The sequence below is a fragment of the Sulfitobacter sp. EhC04 genome (assembly GCF_001650875.1).
Classification (GTDB): Bacteria; Pseudomonadota; Alphaproteobacteria; order Rhodobacterales; family Rhodobacteraceae; genus Sulfitobacter.
In genome coordinates, this window is the sequence record NZ_LXYI01000089.1 from 333,634 (window position 1) to 353,595 (window position 19,962).

The following is a 19,962-nucleotide window of genomic DNA, read 5'->3' on the forward strand; positions in this document are numbered from 1 at the left end:
ACCGGGGTAGGATTGACATTGCCCTTGACCGGTGTGGGGTCTGCCGGGTGCTGGCTTTGTCCGGTCGGGTCGCCACTGGCAATCGCTGCCGATCAAGACGTTCAGCACTGGTTAACTGACCTATGCGATGGTCCGGGCGAAAAAACAGCAGTGGTGCCATGCCAGATTTTGACCTCAGTTTCTTTGAACTGTCCCAGATGAACACCTCGAATTGGGGGGCTGTTCACTCTCCCAATGGCGGCAGCTGGAATTTGGGAACGGACGCGATCCTCATCTATCCATGGGCGACGATCGACACCGTCTCGGTTACTGATGACGATGGCAGTTTCGATGATGATGATTCCAGCCAGTCGTTAACCGACGACTTTCTTTGGTTTGGGGCCGGGACGAATATTCAAAACGAATATATGCTGACGCTGGAAGACTCGCTCGGCAATCAATATGAACTGGCGGCGGTCACCGTCAATAACGATAATGTCACGGTCTACGGGTTTTCCTTTGTTGGTGATACGCCGCCGACGGGCGAAAACCTGACCATTGTTGCGGTCCAGGACAGTGCCAGTATGTCCTACAGCCCGGCTTGTTTTACGCCGGGCGCACAAGTTCGGACAGAGCGAGGCGAAGTTCCGGTCGAGCAGTTGCGCGAAGGTGAGATGGTCTGGACACTCGATCATGGTGCCCAGCCGCTCCGCATGGTGGCATGTCGTTACCTGGAGTTTCCCGCCGGACCGCATCCCCACAAGCCGATCCTGATCCCGGCGGGGACCATCGGCAGGGGCGGGCGGTTGGTTGTGTCCCCGCAGCACCGGCTGTTGCTGCGATGCGACCGACGCGGAGAGGTTCTGGTGCCCGCCAAGTCCATGCTTGCACTGCGCGGGGTGCGTGTGATGCGTGGGAAACAGGCAATCCAATACCTGCATCTGGTTTTCGACCGCCATGAGATCATCATGGTCGATGGCGTCTTGACGGAAAGCCTGCATTCGGGGCCGATGGCGCTGCGCGGTCTCGCACCCTCCGAGCAACAGAGTCTCCACCGGATTTTTGGCCCCCCAGGCGCAAATACGGCGGCGCGACCGATCCTGACTGTTCGCGACGGTTGCGCGCTCGCCGCACGCTATGCCTGCAAGACGTTGCCGACTCCGATCCCGTCCCTGGATCATATCGCTCAAAAGTGGGAACCGGTTTTGAGCTCCATGGATGTGCGAAGTCAACAGGTCAGAGCGCATCGCGCGAACTCGAATGTCCACGGGCCTTAGATTGAGGGGAATGCCGTGCTAAGAACGCGCCCCTGCCTTTCTTGATTTTCGCCGACCTATGGTGCCAACAAGACGTCTGAAGGTCGGGCATTCCATGTGCGAGGTTGCCGGACAATCTGCAACGTGCCGGATGGTATCGCGGAGGGCTGTCAGCTCGCGGATTTGTCGATCCAGATCGTCCGCGCGGTTGTGCAATTCCTGACGGGGCAGGTCCGGCTTTCCGTCGCGGCCGAACATTCCCGAGATGTACTCAAGAGAAAAGCCCGCTGACTTGCCCATCGAGATCAGTGCGAGCCGCAACAGCACATCAGGTGCAAACTGCCGTCGAAGCCCGTGCCGACCGACCGACGAGATAAGGCCGATTTCATCATAGTAGCGCAGCGTCGAAGCCGGGATACCCGCTTTTTGCGACACCTCGCCGATATCGAGCATTTTCATACTTGACCTCAAGTTGACTTGAATTCGTAGGATGCCTGCTCACACCACATCTGGCAAGCGGAGATGCAAATTGAAGGTCATGAAATCAACCGAACAGACGGCTGCAAGGTTTGGCGCATTGGCGTGCCTGTCGCTGTCAATGCTGCTGGCGTCGCTGGGAACCAGCATCGCCAATATCGCTCTGCCAACCCTCGCGGTGGCTTTTGAGGCACCGTTTCATCAGGTGCAGTGGATCGTGATTGCCTATCTTGTGGCGCTCACACTTTTCGTGGTGCTCGCCGGGCGGCTTGGGGATTTATTTGGCCGTCGGCGGATGCTGCTGCTGGGGCTGGTCGTCTTCTCGCTGGCATCGGCTCTGTGTGGATTGGCACCCAGCCTTTGGATTTTGGTCGCTGCACGGGCGGTTCAGGGCATTGGCTCGGCTTTTCTGATGACATTGACCATCGCCATGGTCAGGGAGACGGTCAATGGCGGACGTGCCGGGCGCATCATGGGGTTGCTCGCGACCATGTCGGCGGTTGGCACGGCGCTGGGGCCGTCGCTGGGCGGTCTGTTGATCGGCCTGGCCGGTTGGCCATTTGTCTTCTTTATCCTTGTCCCGATCGGTTTGGGAGCGGCTGGTCTGGCGTGGTGGTTTCTGCCGTCGATAGCGCCGGGCGTCACGTCGCCGCGCAGAGGGTTTGCCGCGCTACGTGAAACGGGTGTCATCCCCGGTATGGCCGCAAATCTTCTGGTGGCCAACTTGATGATGGCCACTCTGCTCGTGGGGCCGTTTTTTCTTGGCTTTGTGCTTGGGCTCAGCCCAGTTTCTGTCGGTCTCGTGATGTCAGTTGGACCCGTTATTTCAATCTGCATCGGCGTGCCCTCTGGCTATCTCGTTGATTTTTGGGGTGCACAGCGCGTGCTTCTGATCGGGCTCGTCGGGCTGGCCATCGGAGCATTTGCATTGTCGATCCTCCCGATGAAGTCCGGCATTGTCGGCTATATCGCCGCCATCGCAATCCTGACGCCGGGATACCAAATGTTCCAATCGGCCAATAACACAATGGCAATGGCAAACGTACCTGACGCCGAGCGCGGAGCAGTGTCGGGCCTGCTTGGCCTGTCACGCAATCTTGGGCTTGTCGGTGGTGCTTCGGTCATGGGCGCTGTATTTTCTTTTGGTGCAGGAGCGGGCAGCATCGAAGCCGCAGCACCGGGTGCGATTGGCAATGGCATGCAACTGACATTCATGATTGCAGGCGCGTCAATGGTTGCCGCGTTATGGATCACGCGGGGCTTATCGAGGGATGTCGTCGAGGCGTGATGGAAGGTACGGGCCACGGTCGTCAGATGCCTCGTGCCAACCGCCAGCGCCGCCACAGCTTCGCCGCGCAATCCTGTTCGCGAACATTGCGGTCAGGCGCGCAGCCCCCTCAGCACGCTTGTCATCAGAAATATGACGGCTGCAACGCAGACGATGGACGGCCCGGCTGGGGTATCCAGGACATAGGCGGCACGCAATCCGACTATGGCCGACCCGCCCCCGATCACGGCGGCGATCAGCGCCATCTCTTCGGGGGTGCGGGACAGCGGGCGGGCGGCGGCGGCGGGGATGATCAGCATCGCCGCAATCAGCAGGACACCGACAACCTTGATCGCGACGGCGACAGTAACGGCCAGCGCCAGGGTCAGAACCAATTGTTCGCGCTTGGGGTCTATGCCGTCGGCATAGGCAAGCTCTTCGCTGAGCGTCGATGTCAGCAGCGCGGACCAGCGCCAGCCGATCAGCCCGACAACCATCGCCGCACCGCCCCAGATCACCGCCAGATCGCCGCGCGACACCGCCAGAATGTCCCCGAACAGATAGGCCATCAGGTCGATGCGGATGCCCGAGAGGAACGACACCGCAACCAGCCCGAAGGCAAGCGCGGAATGGGCCAGAACGCCCAGCAGGGTGTCCATCGCGTAGCCGCGCCCCGTCAGCAGCGTCACGGTCAGGGCCATCACCAAAGCGACTGCCACCGCTCCGGCAAAGATCGACATGTTCAGCGCCAGCGACAGGGCCACGCCAAGGATCGCGGCATGGGCTGTTGCGTCACCGAAATAGGCCATGCGCCGCCAGACGACAAAACTGCCCAGGGGGGCTGCGGCACAGGCCACACCGACACCAGCCAGTGTTGCACGGATCATGAAATCGTCCAGCATCATTCAGCGGCCTCGGATTTGGTGCGTTGTGGATGGTCGTGGTCGTGATCACAGGTTTCATCATGCGCATGGTCATGATCATGCCGGTACAGGGCCAGCGCCCCGCCGGTGCCAGAGCCGAAGAGCGCGCGATATTCCGGCGCGGCCGAGACGATGTCGGGCGTGCCCTCGCAGCAGACATGTCCGTTCAGGCAGATCACGCGGTCTGATGCGCTCATCACCACATGCAATTCGTGACTGATCATCAGCACGGCACATCCGGTATCTTTGCGCACCTCTTCGATCTGGCGATAGAAGGCGGCAGAGCCGGGTTGATCAAGGCCCTGGGTCGCCTCGTCCAGAAGCAGGAGCTCGGGGTCACTGATCAACGCGCGCGCCAACAGAACCCGCTGCATCTGGCCGCCGGACAGGCCGGACATCTGGCGCCCTGACAAATCCGGTACACCGGCCCGTGACAACGCCCGCGTACTCGCGCCGCGACGTATCCCGCCGGGCAGGCGCAGGAACCTCTCAACCGTGATTGGCAAGGTTGGGTCGATGTGCAGTTTTTGTGGAACGTATCCGATGCGCAGATTGGGTTTGCGGATGATCCGGCCGGATGCGGGGCGCACCGCGCCGATCAAAGAGCGCAACAGCGTCGTCTTGCCGGACCCGTTGGGACCAACAATGGTCACGATCTCGCCCGGCTCGATGGCAAGTGAAACATGCGCCAGTACCGTGTCGGCCCCGTAGCCGACGCTGATGTCTTCAACGGTGACAAGGCTCATTGTGCGGCCTTCTCCGCGCAGGTCGGACAGAGGCCAACGGCTTCGACCATGGTGCGTTCGATCTGGAATCCCGTCGCGCGTGCAGCGTCTCCAAGAGTGCCGCGTGCCGGTGCCGATTGCGCTTCGGCAACCGAATCGCAGGCTCTGCAGATCATGAAGGCAGGAGAATGGGTGGCGCCGGGATGGGCACAGGCAATAAAGGCGTTCAGCCGCTCGATCTTATGTGCGAAACCGTTGGCTACAAGGAATTCAAGCGCCCGATAGGCGACAGGCGGCTGCGATCCGAAACCGGCGTCACGCAGCCGGTCAAGCATTTCGTAAGCGCCAAGTGCGCGATGCTCTTGCAGCAGGATTTCCAACGCCTTACGCCGCACCGGCGTGAAGCGAAGCTGGTTGGTTGCGCAATGCGCCTCGGCTGCAGCCACTCCGGTATTGATACAATCGGCATGGTCGTGCTTGTCAAAACCGACCGGATCTGACGGCGATCCAAGATCTGTTTGCGATCTACTTGTCATGTTATTACATTTCCTGTATCCGACCTGTAACGTTATAAAATCACATGGAGTTGAAAATGTCCAGAAACCTCGCGCCCTTGACCAGTGCGGCGTCGCTTGCAGCCGCGCTGCTGGCCGGAACGGCCCTCGCGGATGTACCGGATGTGGCCGCCGATATCGCGCCGGTGCATTCGCTTGTGGCGCGTGTCATGGAAGGGGTAGGGGAGCCGTCGCTGATCGTGGCACCGGGTGCCAGCCCGCATGAGTACAGCCTGCGCCCCTCTGAGGCGACCGCCCTCCAGAACGCGGATCTGGTGTTCTGGATCGGACATGATCTGACGCCGTGGCTGGAGGATGCCATCGAAGCCCTGGCCGAAGATGCGACAGTCGTGGAACTGACGGAGGCCGATGGCACCACAGAACTGCCGATACGAGAAGGTGCGCTGTTCGAGGAGCATCGGCACGGCGATGAAGACCATGCCGCGGAACATGAAGAACATGATCATGGCGATCACGCCGAGCATGCTGCGGACCACGAGGGGCACGACCATGGCGATCACGCGGATCATGCCGACGAACATGAGGATGCGCATGAAGGCCATGATCACGCAGACCACGGTCATGGCGACCATGATCCGCACCTTTGGCTGTCTCCGGACAACGGTTCAGCCTGGCTGAACGCGATCGCCGCCGCGCTTTCTGCGGCTGATCCGGATAACGCCGGCGCGTATTTTTCAAATGCCGCGGCGGGACGCGAAGAACTGTCGAGTCTGCGCGCCGAAATCAACAGCATCCTGGAACCCGTGCGCGGAGGCAATTTCATCGTTTTCCACGACGCCTACCAGTATTTTGAGGCGGCCTTCGATTTCCCGGCGTCTGGCGCAATTTCGGTCTCTGATGCGACCGACCCGAGCCCGGCGCGCATTTCCGAGATCCAGGCGCGCGTCGCAGATCAGAATGTCACCTGCATCATGTCAGAGCCGCAATTCAATCCGGGGATCGTGGCTTCGGTCATGGATGGCTCGGATGCGAAGACAGGGGTGATGGACCCGTTGGGCTCTAGCCTGGATCCGGGGGCTGACCTCTATCCGCAGCTTTTGCGTAATCTGGCCACGTCGCTGGCGGGTTGCCTCTGACTGTCTGACATTCCCCGCTGAGGTTGTTCAAGGGTAGCAGCAGCACTTGCTGCCGTGACACCGGGAACAATCTCGATGGGGATATTTGCGGCAGATGCGGCTTCTATTTCCTGAATGGCGCGACTGGAAATGCCCGGATCGCCGGTTTCCAGACGAACAACGCGGCGGCCTTTGGTGGCTTCGGCGACAATCAAGTTGCAGATATGCTTTTGTGGCCAGGTATGAGCGCCCGCAACATTTCCGACAAAGACGCGCTCTGCATCTCTGCGGGCGAGTTCAAGCACCGCAGGATCGACAAGCTGATCGTAAAAGATCACGTCGGCCTCCTGCAATCGCTGAACGGCCCTGAGGGTCAGCAGATCGCGCGCACCGGGGCCTGCGCCCACAAATGCAATCTGACCTTGTCGCACCGGCAGGTCTCGTGTCGCGATTGTCTGTTTCAACAGGTCGGCGGCGGCGCGCTCTTGTCCGGTCTTGTGCAACTGCCACGGGGCATCGGCAAAGGCCCATCGCCAGAACGCCCGACGGTCCGGCTTTGGGATATTTGCCGCAACCGTCCTGCGCAGCCGCCCGGCCAGGGCCGCAAAGGTCCCAAGCCGGGGGTCCAGCATCTGCTCGACCTCTGTCTTGATCTGGCGGGCCAGCACCGGGGCCGTCCCTTCGGTTCCGATCGCCACAACAACCGGATCGCGGTCCACGAGCGAGGGGGTTGTCATGTCGCAGAGAGAGGGCTGGTCAACAACATTGACCTGTGCCCCTGCCGCCTTGGCGAGCGCATGCAGGGCCGCATTCATACCGGGACAGCCGGTGGCGATAAAGACCAAGGCGGCATCGGCAAAATGGTCAGGCGTGATTGGCCCCGCATCCTGGGTTGCGCGACCTGTTGCAACCAGATCAGCCAGTTCGGCGTCCAGGGTTGGTGCCAGCAGCACCAGTCGCGCATCAGTCTTGAGCATCAGACGCGCCTTTTGCGCCGCCTGCTCCCCGCCGCCCGCAATCACGACACGGCGGTTGGTGGTGCGGATGAACATGGGAAAGCTGTGCATGATGGTCCCCTCAGGCGGCTTTGGCGTGGTTGCGACGCAACCATAGATCCTGTGCCAGATGGGCCGCGTCGGAAACGCCGCAGGCCTCCAGCGCAAGGGCTGCGGTGCTGGTGATGATGGCGGTGGCAAAATCGTCCTGAACGCGACCCTGCCAGACATCTGCCAGCGTGCTGTCCGTTTCGGAGAGGCGCTGGTGGCCGGTCAGGGTGGTGCCGGTCTGCCCTTCCCAGATGGCACCGCTGTTCAAGCCGTGCAGGGTGATGTCCTTGGTCGGGTGATGTTCAAACTCGCCGCCGCCGCCCTTGAGAACGCGCAAGCTGGTCTGGTTCAGCAGCAGCGCGGCATCGCGTTGCAATTCGCGGTAAGACGGGTGAAAGACACCCTGCAAGGCAACAGGTGCTGCGGCGGGGTTCAACATGCGCAGCACGGTGTTGATGCAGGACCGCAGGCCTAGAACGTCGCGCAGGCGCAGCAGCTCCAGCAGGGCGGGGGACAGCCCTTCCAGCGGGACATAGGCGATGCGGTTTTGCGTCAGGGCGGCGGGGGCGTCGGTCCATGCCACTTGCGGAATCTCAACATCGTCAAGTGCGGCGCGCACGCTTGCCCCCGTGGCTTGATGCGAATTCCAGCCGTGCATCAGCACGGGGTAACCCGCCTGCGCCACCAGTTTCGCTGCCGCCAGAAACCACGGCTGCCCACGGGTGCGCCCGGCGGCATAGGACGGCCAGTCAATTGCGGGCGCTGGCCCCGTCCAGGCCGGCAGCGCAGCCCGCGCACCGGCAGTCAGTCCTGCGATTTCTTCGGCAATCTCGCCCTTCATCCGCATCAGCATCAGCATTGCGCCGATGGCTTCGGGCGCGGCATCACCGGACAGGATCACGCTCATTGCCGCCTGGGCCTCGGCCTTCGTCAGCGACCGTGCGCGGCCTTGTCCCCGGCCAAGGATGGCAACATAGGGGGCCAGTCTGGCGGTGTCTGTCATTCTGCGGCCTCGACCTGTCGGGAGACGGCCAGCAGCGCCGCGATTTCGGGGCGGCACGAGCCACAGTTTGTGCCCGCGCCGGTACATTCACCCACCTGGGCGACTGTCGTGGCCTGACCGCTGGTGATGGCGGCACCGATGGTATTTAGCCCGACACCCAGACAGGCGCAGACGACGGGGCCGGGGTCGGGCATATCGGCGCTGGGGCGACCCGATAGCGGGGTTCCGGCAGCCTGCCCCAGTTGCGCAGCAGTGAAATCGCGCGACAGTGTCACCGGCGTGCGCGACACGAATAGTGCGGCCAGCAGGGTGTTGTCACTGTCTATGAACGCCATGCGCGCTGTGCCGGTTGCGGGGTCGGCGACGGATTGACTGCGGGCATCGGGCAGGGCGAACAGGCGGCGGGCCTCGGCCTCCCAGTCTTGCGGCGCGCTTTCGCCCGCCAGCTCGGCCCGCCACCCGCCCGTCACGCGGCTGCGTGCCCAATAGGTGCAATCGGGGGCCAGTATGTTTGTGCTGACGGCAAAGCCGAACCATCCGGCGTGATAGGGGGCGAGCGCCACCACGGCGGCCTTACTTTCGGGCTGGCCCGACAGCGGGTCCACGATACCGGGAACCAATGCGTCGATGCGCCCGGTCGGGGCGGTTTCGCCGGTCCAGTGCATCGGGGCAAAGACCTGGCCGCGCTGCACCCGGTCCGTGACCAGCGCCCTCAATATGCAGCGACCGGTGGGGCTGGTGGCAGTGACCAGCGAGGCAGGCGCGATGCCAAGGGCTGCGGCGTCCTGCGGGTGAATTTCCAGAAACGGTTCGCCCAGATGCTGGTTCAGGCGCGGGGCCTTGGCGGTGCGTGTCATCGTGTGCCACTGGTCTCGGATGCGGCCCGTGTTCAGCACAAAAGGATAGCGCGGGCCGGTGCGGGCCACAGGCGCGCGGGCGGTCACGGGGATCATCCGGGCGCGGCCCTGCGAGGTAAAGAACCGGCCATCGGCAAAGAACCGTTCTGTGCCGCCCTGTTTGGTCACGGGCCAGCGGGTCGGTGGCAGATCGGCATAACCCTCTGCGCCCAGCCCGGTCAGCCCGGAAATGTCAAAGTCGCGCCCGGCCGCTGCCGCCTGCCCCGACAGGGTGGCATATTCGTCAAAGATCTGGGCCGGGGTGGCAAAGGCAAACGCGTCTTGCCAGCCCATGCGACGGCCAACGTCACAGATGATTTCCCAATCGGGCCGGGCCGCGCCGGGGGCGGGCAATACCGCGCGCTGGCGGCTGATCGTGCGGTCGGAATTGGTGACAGTGCCGTCTTTTTCTCCCCAGCCGGTCGCGGGCAAAAGTACATGCGCCAGACGGGCGGTGTCCGTCTTGGCGGTCACGTCGCTGACCACCACGAAATCGCAACCGGCGATGGCATCGCGCACCGCATCCGCGTCGGGCATCGACACGGCGGGGTTGGTGCACATGATCCACAGCGCCTTGATCTTGCCCGCCTGCACCTGCTTGAACAGGTCAACCGCCTTCAGACCTGCGTCCTGCGCCATGGTGGGGGCGTTCCAGAACTCACCCACCAGCGCGCGGTGGCCTGCGTCTTCCAGATCAAGGTGGCAGGCCAGCGCGTTGGCCAGACCGCCCACTTCGCGCCCGCCCATGGCGTTGGGCTGGCCGGTGACGGAGAACGGCCCCATGCCGGGCTTGCCGATGCGGCCCGTGGCAAGGTGGCAGTTGATGATCGCATTGACCTTGTCGGTGCCGGAGGACGACTGGTTCACGCCCTGACTGAACACGGTCACCACCTTTTCTATGCCCACCCACATCGCACAGAAGGCGGCCAATTGCTCGGCAGGCAGACCGGTCACATCGGCGCGCTGTGCCTGTGCGGCCTGCAAGGTCTCCTCAAAGCCGTCGACATGGTTCAGATAGGTCGGGTCCAGCGCCCCGCCCTCATGGATCGCGGCCAGCAGACGGTTGAACAGGGCCACGTCACTGCCCGGCGCAAGGGCCAGATGCATGTCGGCCAGATCGCAGGTGGCGGTGCGGCGCGGGTCGATCACCACGACCTTCATCGCGGGGCGCGCAGCCTTGGCCGCCGCAAGGCGCTGGTACAGGACCGGGTGGCACCAGGCCAGATTGCTGCCCACAAGCACGACCAGATCGGCCAGCTCAAGGTCCTCGTAGGTGCCGGGCACGGTATCGGTGCCAAAAGCGCGTTTCTGCCCCGCCACGGTGGACGCCATGCACAGGCGCGAATTGGTGTCGATATTGGCCGACCCGATGAAGCCTTTCATCAGCTTGTTGGCGACATAGTAATCCTCGGTCAGCAACTGCCCCGAGACATAGAAAGCCACCGAATCCGGCCCATGTTCTGTAATGCTGCGCGAAAACCGGTCCGCGACCAGTGACAGGGCGCTGTCCCAATCCGTATCGGTGCCAAAGGCGCGCGGTGACAGCAGGCGGTCGTCCAGTGACAGTGTTTCTCCCAGCGCAGTACCCTTGGAACACAGCCGTCCGAGGTTGGCCGGATGGTCCGGATCGCCACGCACCGACAGGCCGCCCGCGCCGTCTGGCCGCACCAGCACGCCGCAACCGACGCCGCAATAGGCGCAGGTGGTGCGCAGCTCGTCGCTGTGCGCCGACCCGTCCATTATGCCACCCGCTCGCGGCGCAGCTTTGCGGTGTCCAGCAGGATGCGCCCGCCTTCGATCCGGGTGGCGTAGGTGTTGACCGCGCCGCTATCTGCCCCCTGCGCCAGCCCGGTGTCCAGCCGCAGCACCATATTGTGCAGCGGGCAGGTGACGGACCTGCCGTGCACGATGCCCTCGCTCAACGGGCCACCCTTGTGCGGGCAGGCGTCGTCGATGGCGAAGACCTCGTTCTCTGCGGTGCGAAAGATGGCAACGCACCCCATATGTGTCTTGATGATACGCGCGCCCCGTTCGGGGATGTCTTCCAGCGCGCCGATATCGGTCCAGTCGGTCATTCCGCAGCCTCCAGCGTGAGATCGGCCAGCGGCGCATAAAGCGCGCGATAGGCTGGTTTGGTGCGCTCGGCCCAGGGGTCTTGCTGCATGAACTGCTGCGCGTAATAGAAGCGGTCGGCCAGTGCGCGGCGGCTGTCGGCATCATCTACGACCCGCGCGATGATGTGGTCCAGTCCGACGTTGTCCATCCACTTGTACATCCGCTCCAGATAGGCGGCCTCTTCGCGGTAGAGCTGCACCACGGCGGCGGTGTATTCCAGAACCTCGTCTTCGGTCTTGACGGTGCACATCACCTCGGTGCCCTGGATGTGCAGGCCCGCAGCGCCGCCGATGTGCAGCACATAGCCGCTGTCGACACAGATCACGCCCACATCCTTGCAGGTGCTTTCGGCGCAGTTGCGCGGGCAGCCCGACACCGCCATCTTGACCTTGGCGGGCGTCCACGACCCCCAGAGCGCCTTTTCCATGCGGATGCCCAGACCGGTGCTGTCCTGGGTGCCAAAGCGGCAATGGTCGGAGCCGACGCAGGTTTTCACCGTGCGCAGCCCCTTGGCATAGGCCTGACCGCTGACCATGCCGGCGGCGTTCAGATCGGCCCAGATGTCGGGCAGATCCTGTTTCTTGACACCCAGCAGGTCGATGCGCTGGCCGCCTGTCACCTTGACGGTCTGCACCGCGTATTTGTCCGCCGCATCGGCAATCGCGCGCAGTTCGTCGGAGGTGGTGATCCCGCCCCACATGCGCGGCACGACCGAATAGGTGCCGTCCTTTTGAATGTTCGAATGCATCCGCTCATTCACAAAACGGCTTTGATCGTCGTCCTGATACTCGCCGGGCCAGTCGCACAGCAGGTAATAGTTCAGCGCCGGACGGCAGGAAGCGCAGCCGCAGGAGGTGGTCCAGCCGCATTCCTGCATCACGGCGGCCATGGATTTCAGCTCGCGCGATTTGATCAGGCGGCGCACGTCCATGTGGGTCAGCGGGGTGCAGGGGCACATCGGCTTGACGGTCTGAACCTCGAACCCGTCGCCAAGGGTCAGAGCCATGACCTGTTCGACCAGTCCCGTACATGTCCCGCAGGATGCGCTCGCCTTGGTCTGTGCGCGCACATCCGCAAGGCTGCTGGCCCCGCCGTTGATCGCGTCGACAATCGTGGATTTGCAAATGCCGTTGCAGCCGCAGATTTCTGCGTCACCCGGTAAGGCTGCAACGGCTGCCAACGGGTCCGAGGGGGTGCCCCCCTGGAACGCCGGGCCGAAAATCAACGTGTCGCGCATGTCGGACACGTCGGTGCGGTCCTTGATCAGCCCGTGAAACCACGCACCATCCGCGGTGTCACCGTACATGACCGCACCGATCAGCCGGGAGCCTTCCATCACCAGCCGCTTGTACACACCGCGCGCGGGGTCGCGGAAAACGATGTCCTCGCGCCCGTCACCCTCGGCAAAATCGCCCGCGCTGAACAGGTCGCAGCCTGTCACCTTCAGCTTGGTTGCGACCTCCTTCGGGATAAAGGCCGCAGGGTTCTCGCCCAGGGTTTCGGCGGCGACCTTGGCCTGATCGTAAAGCGGGGCAACAAGGCCAAAGACCGCACCCTGATGTTCCACACATTCGCCCAGGGCCAGGATATTGGCGTCGGAGGTTATCATCGCATCGTCCACATGGATGCCGCGCCCGACCGCAAGCCCGGCGTCTTTCGCCAGCGCCACATTTGGGCGGATGCCGACGGCCATGACCAGCAGGTCACAGGGCAGTTCGGTGCCATCGTCCAGCCGCAACCCGCTGACGCGCCCGTCGGTGCCAAGGATTTCCTGCGAGTTGGCAGAGGTCAGGACGGTGATCCCTTTCTCCTCCAGCGATTTCTTGAGCAGATAGCCCGCAGCCTCGTCCAACTGGCGTTCCATTAGGTGGCCCATGACGTGAATGACCGTCACATCGACGCCTTGCGCTTTCATGCCTGCCGCCGCTTCCAGCCCCAACAGGCCGCCGCCAATGACGATGGCTCGCGCGCCGGGTCTGGCACCAAGGGCCATCATGGTTTCGGTATCATCCAGATCGCGGTAGGGAATGACGCCATTCAGATCATGGCCGGGCAGGGGGATCATGAAGGGGTTCGACCCGGTGGCAATGACCAGACGGTCATAATGCACCGCGCCGTTTTCACCCACCACGACCTTTGCCTCGCGGTCGATCCGCAGCACCTTTTCGCCAAAGCGGCAGGTGACGCCATGGCTTTCGTACCAATCGGCATCGTGTGTCACGATCTCCGCATAGGTCTTGTCGCCTGCCAGCACGGGCGACAGCATCAGCCGGTTGTAGTTGCCGCGTGGCTCGGCGTTGAACAGCGTGACGTTCCACACGCCGGGCTGGGTTTCAAACAGATGCTCCAGCATCCGGCCCGAGGCCATTCCGGCCCCGATGACGATCAGGTTCTTGGTCATGTCCTACTCCGCCGCGATGGTTTTGGGTTTCGGCACAGGTTTTGCGCCGTGTTCGTATTCGGTCAGAAAGTCGAGGACCTCCTGCCGGTACGCATAGTAATCGGGGTGTGCCAGCAGCGCCTTGCGGGTGCGCGGACGCGGCAGCTTTACATCGGTGATCTTGCCGATGGTGGCCTGTGGGCCGTTGGTCATCATGACCACGCGGTCGGCCAGCAGGATCGCCTCGTCCACGTCATGGGTGACGCAGATCGCCGTGACCTTGGTGCGGGACCAGACCTCCATCAGCACCTCTTGCAGTTCCCAGCGCGTGAGCGAGTCCAGCATCCCGAAAGGCTCATCCAGCAACAGCAGTTTTGGGCTGAGGGCAAAGGCCCGCGCGATACCGACGCGCTGCTTCATCCCGTTCGACATCGAATGTGCGCCGCGGTCCATCGCATCGGCAAGACCCACACGTTCAAGGTAGTATTCCACCACCTCCTGCCGCTCGGACTGGCTTGCGCGGGGATAGACCTTGTCCACGCCGATCGCGACGTTCTCCTTGGCAGTGAGCCAGGGGAACAGATTGGGCGACTGGAAGACCACCGCACGTTCAGGGTCAGCCCCTTCGACGTGGCGGCCGTCCAGCTTGATCGCGCCTTGCGAAATGGCGTTCAAACCGGCGGCCATGGTCAGCACGGTGGATTTGCCGCAGCCCGAATGGCCGATCAGGCTGATGAATTCGCCCTGGTTCACCTTCAGGTCAAAATCCTCGACCACGGTCAGCGGGCCATTGGGCGTCGGATAGACCTTGTGTAGCTGCGAGAAGTCGAGAAACCGCTGCTCGATCATGCCTTCGCGGGCGTCCCTGACAGCAGCCGGGATCATCTGGTGGACCGGTTTCACGTCCGGCAGGTGGCGTGTTTCGGCAACCTTGGCGGCAATGCCCACATCCATCAGGTATTGCGTCACCTGCGCGCGCAGCTTCTTGAAGCCCGCGTCATGGTTCATCACGTCGCGGTTGCGGGGGCGCGGGATGGTCACGGCGACCGGATCGGCCAGCGTGCCGTCGGGGTTCAGCACGATGATGCGGTCGGCCAGCAGGATCGCCTCGTCCACGTCGTTGGTGATCAGGATGCAGGTCTTCTTGTCTGCCTCCCAGATCTCAAGGATCTCATCGGCCAGATTGGCGCGGGTCAGCGCATCCAGCGCCGACAGCGGCTCGTCCAGCAGCAGCAGGTCAGGCTCCATTGCGAGCGCGCGTGCCACGGCGACCCGCTGGCGCATGCCCCCCGACAGTTCGGCAGGGCGGCGGTGGGCGGCATGGGCCAGTCCCACCATTGCGATGTAGTGATCTGCCTTGGCCGTCTTTTCCTCTTTGGGTAGCTTGCCGTGCACCGCCTCGATGGCCAGCATGATGTTGCCGCGCACCGTCAGCCAGGGCATCAGGCTGTAGCTTTGGAACACCAGCCCCCGGTCGGGCCCCGGCCCCGCGATCGCTGCGCCACGAAAGGTCAGCGTGCCGCTGTCGGGCATCTCAAGCCCGGCAATCAGGTTCATCAGCGTGGATTTTCCGGTGCCGGAAAACCCGAGGATGGCCAGGAATTCGCCTTCCTGCACGTTCAGGGTGATATCATTCAGGACTTCGGCGCGGTGGGTGCCTTCGCCAAATCCCTTGTTTACCTTCTTGAATTCAAGAATGCCCATGCCGCTCACCGCTGTGCCGAGAAGGTAAAGAACGACTGCATCGCGTACATCACCCGGTCCAGCAGGAAGCCGATGATGCCGATGGTCAGAACCGCAACAATGATGCGGGCCAGCGATTGCGACGATCCGTTCTGGAATTCGTCCCAGACGAATTTGCCAAGGCCAGGGTTCTGCGCCAGCATCTCTGCCGCGATCAGCACCATCCAGCCGACGCCCAGCGACAGCCGCAATCCGGTAAAGATCAGCGGCAGCGCCGAGGGCAGGACCAGTTTGGTGATCTTGGCGTAGGGGCCCATCTTCAGCACCCGGCTGACGCTGATCAGATCGCGATCGATGGAGGCGACGCCAAGCGCGGTGTTGATCAGCGTGGGCCACAGCGAACACAGCGTCACGGTGATTGCCGACACAAGGAACGACTTCGAAAACATCCCGTCATTGGTGGCATAGACCGCCGAAACGACCATGGTGACAATCGGCAGCCACGCCAGCGGCGACACCGGCTTGAAAATCTGGATCAGCGGGTTCAGCGCCGCATTGGCCGTGGGCGACAGGCCCGCCGCAATGCCCAGTGGTATCGCAACCACCGAGGCCACCAGAAAGCCGAAGAACACGGTCTTGATCGAGGTCCAGATCTGGTCGTAATAGCTGGGTGCGCCGGTATAGGCGATCTGCTTGACCTCATCCGCGCGCCCGGCTTCGATCAGCCGCGCGTTGCGCTGGTCCAAACGATCATGGAACATGGCCGCTTTGGCGCGTTTGTCGATGGCATCCGCGTTCAGTTCCACGGCCTGCTCCCAGACGGCAACGGGGCCGGGAATTGCGCCCAGTGACGTGACAACGCGCGGGGCAAGGGCGGCCCAGAGCATCAGGAAGATGATGATGGACAACAGCGGCACACCCAGCAGCCGCCAGACATCGCGCATCTGTCCGCGCGGGTTGTCGCCCGCTGCCGCCTTGAGCAAGGGGGTAAGCCAGGCAAGGCCAAGAACGGTAAACCAGGCATCCGCCTTGTTGATACGGGTGAACCAGGCGGCGCGGCGCGCCTCTTTGTGCTTGGTATCCAGGTGATCGGGATCGACGACTGTCATTGCGGTCTCCGGTACTGAGATGGGAAGATGCGCCGCCCGACGGACCGGGCGGCACGAAAGGGTCAGCCGCCAGCAACTTCACCGGACTTCAGTCCGATGGGCAGGCTGTCGATATAGGCGTTGGGCGCTTTGCCATCGAAGGGGATGCCGTCAATGATATCTGCGGCAGGTGTCGGGGCCTTGTAGCCATCACTGTCCCAGGGGAAATCCGCCTCTGCTGCATTGCCCTCGTCCACCAGCAGGCGGGCGGCATCCAGATAGATGTCAGGGCGGTAAACCGAACGCGCCGTTTCATCAAACCAGGCATCGTCCTTGGTTTCGGCAATCTGGCCCCAACGGCGCATTTGCGTCAGATACCACACCGCATCCGAATAGAACGGGTAGGTGGCGTTGTAGCGGAAAAAGACGTTGAAATCTGGCACGTCGCGCACATCGCCGGGCTCATATTCGAAGGTGCCGGTCATCGAGGCGGCGATCACCTCGGCGTCGGCCCCGACGTATTCCGGGCGGCTCAGGATCTCGACCGCTTCTTCGCGGTTTGCGTTCTCGTTCTCGTCCAGCCAGATGGCGGCACGGATCAGCGCCTTGGTCAGGGCCAGCGTGGTGTTGGGGTTTTGCTCGGCAAATTCGGCGGTGATGCCGAATACCTTTTCGGGGTTGTTCTTCCACAGCTCATAGTCGGTGATGACCGGCACGCCGATGCCCTTGACCACCGCTTGCTGGTTCCAAGGCTCACCCACGCAATAGCCGTCGATCGTGCCGGCTTCTAGCGTGGCGGGCATTTGCGGCGGAGGGGTGACGGACAGGAAAACATCGGCGCCGATCTGGCCGGAGGTGTCATCGGGGCTGTAAAGGCCGGGGTTCAGACCACCGGCGGCCAGCCAATAGCGCAACTCGTAGTTATGGGTCGACACCGGAAAGACCATGCCCATGTTGAAGGGCTTGCCCTTGGCCTTGTAGCTTTCCACCACCGGGGCCAGCGCCTGTGCCGAGATCGGATGCTGCGGCAGCCCGTCGGCATTGGTCGGGATGTTTGGCTTCATCTCCTCCCAGACCGCGTTGGATACGGTGATGCCGTTGCCGTTCAGGTCCATCGAAAAGGGGGTGATGATATGTGCCTGTGTGCCGTAACCGATGGTCGCGGCCAGCGGTTGACCGGCCAGCATATGCGCGCCGTCCAGTTGCCCGCCGATCACGCCGTCCAAAAGCACTTTCCAGTTGGCCTGTGCCTCCAGCGTGACGAAAAGCCCTTCATCCAGGAAATAGCCATTCTCATAAGCCACCGCGAGTGGGGCCATATCGGTCAGCTTGATAAAGCCAAATGTCAGTTCGTCTTTTTCAAGCTCCAGCATCTCGGCCATGGCGGGGCCGGTCATCAGAGTGGTCGCGAGTAGGCAGGTTGCAAGTTTGTTCATTGAAAGTCGTCCCTTTTGAGATCCGGAAGGCAGATGCTCCGGACAAACGAAAATAGCCGCTGACCAGCCTCATGCGCTTGCACGAGGGGTCGAGCGGCTGTGCTCGGATTACCCGGACTTTGGGAATTGGGTTCGGGAAGACGCCATTGTCTTCCTGTCGTCCATGTTGGGAAAAACACTGCGTTCAATCAACAGCGAAGGGGAATTTGCTGCCGCAGAAAGTCAATTTTCTGCATTGCAGCGTGAATCTGCTGAATTTTCGATCACTCTTGCAGGGCAGGGCTGAATTCTTGACCGTCAAACGAATGGTCCATCGCAATCGGACGGGGGCTGTAGCCGGGAATCGCCTGCAGCGCTGTGCCGTGCAGATCGGTGCGCCAGGTGGCAATCGCGGCCTTGCGCGCTGTTGCCCGGTCCAGCCCCAGCCGCGCGGCCAGACGCCCGGCAATCCAGGCGGCATGCTCCGGTTTCGGCGTGCCTTGTGCAAAACCGACAAAGTCAGGCACGATCCGGCTGTCACCACGTGACGTGAGGGTCAGATGACCAGACAGGGCGCGGTCGATCATCTCGGCGGGGACATCAACATAGTCGTGCCGGGACAGGAACGCGCAGGCGGTGGTGCGGCTTTGCGGATCGCTCAGCCATTCGCCGGCACGCCACAGGGCACGGATCATCGCGTGCAGCGGTTCGGGGTTGGCATCGGCCAGGTCGGCCCGCACGCCCAGCACCTTTTCCGGCACGCCCGGCCAGATCGCGCTGCCGGGCAACAACAAGGCTCCCGCGCCGGTTTCGACCGCCATCGAACCCCAGGGTTCGCCCACGCAAAAGGCATCTAGCTCTCCCGCCGCAAGGGCACCGGCCATCAGCGGCGGCGGCACAGTGCGGATGTTGACCGCAGCGGGGGCAGGCAGGCCAAGGGCGGTCAGCCAGTGGTACAAAAGTTCCGCGTGCATCGAAAAGGGAAACGGCACGCCGATCCGCAAGGGGCCGTCCGCTGCCGCAATCAGCGCCTGTCCGGCGGCTCGTGCATCACCAAAGCCCGCGCCAAAGCTGTATCCGGCATCGCGGATCCGCTGGGCCATGGCATTGCTGACGCCGATGACCTCACCATTCGTGGACAGCACGGCGATGCTGGCAAGCGCCGCGCCGGTGCCACCCAGCCCCAGCGCCGTTGCCACCGGCATTGGTGACAGCATCTGCGCCGCCGTAACCTGGCCAAAGGACACCATGTCGCGCAGGCTGGACCACGAATGCGCCCGCCGCAGGTCCAGTGCGATCCCTTCGTCCCTGTCAAAGCCCAGTTCGACCGCTACGATCAGCGGTGCGGCGTCGATCAGCGGCAGAAAGGCGACGGGCAGCTTCGTGGTCATGACAGTAACCCGGCGGTGGTCACCAGCGCCTCGGCGACGTCAAAGACCTTGCGGCCCTGGTCCATCGCCGCGCGCCGCAGCAGGTCATAGGCGGCCTGTTCATCAATGCCCTTGGCCTTCATCAAAAGGCCCTTGGCGCGGTCAATCACCTTGCGCTCTTCCAGGGCGCGCTTGGTGGTGGCCAGCTCATTGCGCATCTGGCGGAACATGGTGAAGCGGGCCACGGCCGCATCAATGATCGGTTTCAACCGCTCCGCGCGCAAACCATCGACCACATAGGCTGACACACCGGCCTCAATCGCCAGCTTGGTCAGGTTTGCATCGCTATGATCAACGAACAAGGCAACCGGGCGCTCCAACGGGGCCGACGCAAGCCTCAATTCCTCAAGCGAGTCGCGAGAGGGGTTATCAAGGTCGATCAGGATGATATCCGGATTATGATCAGAAATTGCGGTCGTCAGCCGGGACATATCCGAGATCGTAAGCAATTCGTACTGCCCAGCGAGAGCCAGGCTTTCCTCGATCAACGCAGCGCGCGATTGATCCGTTTCAACGATGATGATCTTGAGAATCCGCTGCATGGGCCGGACGTGACCATGCACAGGTGTGTTACGCAATTTGAATTCAACTGATCCTGGCTGCATTTCTGCGCTGTGCCTATGAATTGAGCGATACGCATATCAGATGT

At 62.6% G+C, this 19,962-nt stretch carries 17 protein-coding genes; 3 read left to right on the forward strand and 14 right to left on the reverse strand.

The window, feature by feature from the left end; translation table 11 throughout:
- Positions 1-158 precede the first annotated feature (158 nt).
- Positions 159-1,256 (forward strand): Hint domain-containing protein, encoded by a 1,098-nt coding sequence (locus A8B82_RS23220; protein WP_067298047.1) that lies wholly within the window; start codon positions 159-161, stop codon positions 1,254-1,256.
- Between the two features lie 18 nt (positions 1,257-1,274).
- Here the strand turns inward: A8B82_RS23220 and A8B82_RS23225 are convergent, their stop codons facing one another.
- On the reverse strand, positions 1,275-1,694 hold the full coding sequence (locus A8B82_RS23225; protein WP_067298050.1) for a helix-turn-helix domain-containing protein: 420 nt from the start codon (positions 1,692-1,694) through the stop codon (positions 1,275-1,277).
- A gap of 79 nt (positions 1,695-1,773) precedes the next feature.
- Here A8B82_RS23225 and A8B82_RS23230 point away from each other — a divergent pair, with 79 nt between their 5' ends.
- Entirely contained in the window at positions 1,774-3,000 is a 1,227-nt protein-coding gene (locus A8B82_RS23230) for an MFS transporter (RefSeq protein WP_067298051.1), read from the forward strand.
- A gap of 92 nt (positions 3,001-3,092) precedes the next feature.
- On the opposite strand, the gene A8B82_RS23235 is transcribed toward A8B82_RS23230, so the two are convergent.
- Genes A8B82_RS23235 through A8B82_RS23245 form a run of 3 tightly spaced genes read right to left on the reverse strand, consistent with a single transcriptional unit; the run spans position 3,093 to position 5,163 of the window.
- The gene (locus A8B82_RS23235; protein ID WP_067298054.1) at positions 3,093-3,881 is read right to left on the reverse strand and encodes a metal ABC transporter permease; all 789 of its coding nucleotides are present in this window, start codon (positions 3,879-3,881) and stop codon (positions 3,093-3,095) included.
- Positions 3,881-4,648, reverse strand: a complete 768-nt coding sequence (locus A8B82_RS23240) for an ATP-binding cassette domain-containing protein (RefSeq protein WP_067298056.1) — start codon at positions 4,646-4,648, stop codon at positions 3,881-3,883. The genes A8B82_RS23235 and A8B82_RS23240 overlap by 1 nt, the downstream gene beginning before the upstream one ends.
- Positions 4,645-5,163: a Fur family transcriptional regulator gene (locus A8B82_RS23245; protein WP_067298058.1), complete on the reverse strand. Its 519-nt coding sequence runs from the start codon at positions 5,161-5,163 to the stop codon at positions 4,645-4,647. Before A8B82_RS23245 ends, A8B82_RS23240 begins: the two co-directional genes overlap by 4 nt.
- 56 nt (positions 5,164-5,219) lie before the next feature.
- Here A8B82_RS23245 and A8B82_RS23250 point away from each other — a divergent pair, with 56 nt between their 5' ends.
- Positions 5,220-6,278 (forward strand): zinc ABC transporter substrate-binding protein, encoded by a 1,059-nt coding sequence (locus A8B82_RS23250; protein ID WP_067298061.1) that lies wholly within the window; start codon positions 5,220-5,222, stop codon positions 6,276-6,278.
- On the opposite strand, the gene A8B82_RS23255 is transcribed toward A8B82_RS23250, so the two are convergent.
- The 10 genes from A8B82_RS23255 to A8B82_RS23300 all read right to left on the reverse strand — a co-directional run bounded on the left by A8B82_RS23255 (position 6,227) and on the right by A8B82_RS23300 (position 19,855).
- Positions 6,227-7,324 (reverse strand): SAM-dependent methyltransferase, encoded by a 1,098-nt coding sequence (locus tag A8B82_RS23255; protein ID WP_067298064.1) that lies wholly within the window; start codon positions 7,322-7,324, stop codon positions 6,227-6,229. The genes A8B82_RS23250 and A8B82_RS23255 overlap by 52 nt on opposite strands.
- A gap of 10 nt (positions 7,325-7,334) precedes the next feature.
- Positions 7,335-8,306 carry a glycosyl transferase family protein gene (locus A8B82_RS23260; RefSeq protein WP_067298066.1) on the reverse strand — a complete coding sequence of 324 codons (972 nt, stop codon included), beginning with the start codon at positions 8,304-8,306 and terminating at the stop codon, positions 7,335-7,337.
- Positions 8,303-10,942 carry a nitrate reductase gene (locus tag A8B82_RS23265; protein ID WP_067298069.1) on the reverse strand — a complete coding sequence of 880 codons (2,640 nt, stop codon included), beginning with the start codon at positions 10,940-10,942 and terminating at the stop codon, positions 8,303-8,305. The genes A8B82_RS23260 and A8B82_RS23265 overlap by 4 nt, the downstream gene beginning before the upstream one ends.
- On the reverse strand, positions 10,942-11,277 hold the full coding sequence (nirD, locus tag A8B82_RS23270; RefSeq protein ID WP_067298072.1) for a nitrite reductase small subunit NirD: 336 nt from the start codon (positions 11,275-11,277) through the stop codon (positions 10,942-10,944). The genes A8B82_RS23265 and nirD overlap by 1 nt, the downstream gene beginning before the upstream one ends.
- Positions 11,274-13,718, reverse strand: a complete 2,445-nt coding sequence (gene nirB / locus A8B82_RS23275; RefSeq protein ID WP_067298074.1) for a nitrite reductase large subunit NirB — start codon at positions 13,716-13,718, stop codon at positions 11,274-11,276. Before nirB ends, nirD begins: the two co-directional genes overlap by 4 nt.
- A 3-nt stretch (positions 13,719-13,721) precedes the next feature.
- Positions 13,722-15,401: an ABC transporter ATP-binding protein gene (locus tag A8B82_RS23280; protein WP_067298076.1), complete on the reverse strand. Its 1,680-nt coding sequence runs from the start codon at positions 15,399-15,401 to the stop codon at positions 13,722-13,724.
- A gap of 5 nt (positions 15,402-15,406) precedes the next feature.
- Entirely contained in the window at positions 15,407-16,489 is a 1,083-nt protein-coding gene (locus tag A8B82_RS23285) for an ABC transporter permease (protein WP_067298079.1), read from the reverse strand.
- Positions 16,490-16,551: 62 nt separating this feature from the next.
- Positions 16,552-17,904 (reverse strand): CmpA/NrtA family ABC transporter substrate-binding protein, encoded by a 1,353-nt coding sequence (locus A8B82_RS23290; RefSeq protein WP_067298082.1) that lies wholly within the window; start codon positions 17,902-17,904, stop codon positions 16,552-16,554.
- A gap of 263 nt (positions 17,905-18,167) precedes the next feature.
- Positions 18,168-19,274 carry an ABC transporter substrate-binding protein gene (locus A8B82_RS23295; RefSeq protein WP_067298084.1) on the reverse strand — a complete coding sequence of 369 codons (1,107 nt, stop codon included), beginning with the start codon at positions 19,272-19,274 and terminating at the stop codon, positions 18,168-18,170.
- Entirely contained in the window at positions 19,271-19,855 is a 585-nt protein-coding gene (locus tag A8B82_RS23300; protein ID WP_067298087.1) for an ANTAR domain-containing response regulator, read from the reverse strand. The genes A8B82_RS23295 and A8B82_RS23300 overlap by 4 nt, the downstream gene beginning before the upstream one ends.
- Positions 19,856-19,962: the final 107 nt, after the last annotated feature.

Excerpts from the sequence above, each read along its gene's own strand:
- A8B82_RS23265 (WP_067298069.1), bottom strand. The coding sequence starts at position 10,942 with ATGGACGGGTCGGCGCACAGCGACGAGCTGCGCACCACCTGCGCCTAT.
- A8B82_RS23290 (WP_067298082.1), bottom strand. The coding sequence starts at position 17,904 with ATGAACAAACTTGCAACCTGCCTACTCGCGACCACTCTGATGACCGGC.
- A8B82_RS23300 (WP_067298087.1), bottom strand. The coding sequence starts at position 19,855 with ATGCAGCGGATTCTCAAGATCATCATCGTTGAAACGGATCAATCGCGC.
- A8B82_RS23235 (WP_067298054.1), bottom strand. The coding sequence starts at position 3,881 with ATGCTGGACGATTTCATGATCCGTGCAACACTGGCTGGTGTCGGTGTG.
- A8B82_RS23245 (WP_067298058.1), bottom strand. The coding sequence starts at position 5,163 with ATGACAAGTAGATCGCAAACAGATCTTGGATCGCCGTCAGATCCGGTC.
- A8B82_RS23280 (WP_067298076.1), bottom strand. The coding sequence starts at position 15,401 with ATGGGCATTCTTGAATTCAAGAAGGTAAACAAGGGATTTGGCGAAGGC.
- A8B82_RS23250 (WP_067298061.1), top strand. The coding sequence starts at position 5,220 with ATGTCCAGAAACCTCGCGCCCTTGACCAGTGCGGCGTCGCTTGCAGCC.
- A8B82_RS23260 (WP_067298066.1), bottom strand. The coding sequence starts at position 8,306 with ATGACAGACACCGCCAGACTGGCCCCCTATGTTGCCATCCTTGGCCGG.
- A8B82_RS23230 (WP_067298051.1), top strand. The coding sequence starts at position 1,774 with ATGAAATCAACCGAACAGACGGCTGCAAGGTTTGGCGCATTGGCGTGC.
- A8B82_RS23240 (WP_067298056.1), bottom strand. The coding sequence starts at position 4,648 with ATGAGCCTTGTCACCGTTGAAGACATCAGCGTCGGCTACGGGGCCGAC.
- A8B82_RS23255 (WP_067298064.1), bottom strand. The coding sequence starts at position 7,324 with ATGCACAGCTTTCCCATGTTCATCCGCACCACCAACCGCCGTGTCGTG.
- A8B82_RS23285 (WP_067298079.1), bottom strand. The coding sequence starts at position 16,489 with ATGACAGTCGTCGATCCCGATCACCTGGATACCAAGCACAAAGAGGCG.
- nirB (WP_067298074.1), bottom strand. The coding sequence starts at position 13,718 with ATGACCAAGAACCTGATCGTCATCGGGGCCGGAATGGCCTCGGGCCGG.
- A8B82_RS23295 (WP_067298084.1), bottom strand. The coding sequence starts at position 19,274 with ATGACCACGAAGCTGCCCGTCGCCTTTCTGCCGCTGATCGACGCCGCA.
- A8B82_RS23220 (WP_067298047.1), top strand. The coding sequence starts at position 159 with ATGCCAGATTTTGACCTCAGTTTCTTTGAACTGTCCCAGATGAACACC.
- nirD (WP_067298072.1), bottom strand. The coding sequence starts at position 11,277 with ATGACCGACTGGACCGATATCGGCGCGCTGGAAGACATCCCCGAACGG.
- A8B82_RS23225 (WP_067298050.1), bottom strand. The coding sequence starts at position 1,694 with ATGAAAATGCTCGATATCGGCGAGGTGTCGCAAAAAGCGGGTATCCCG.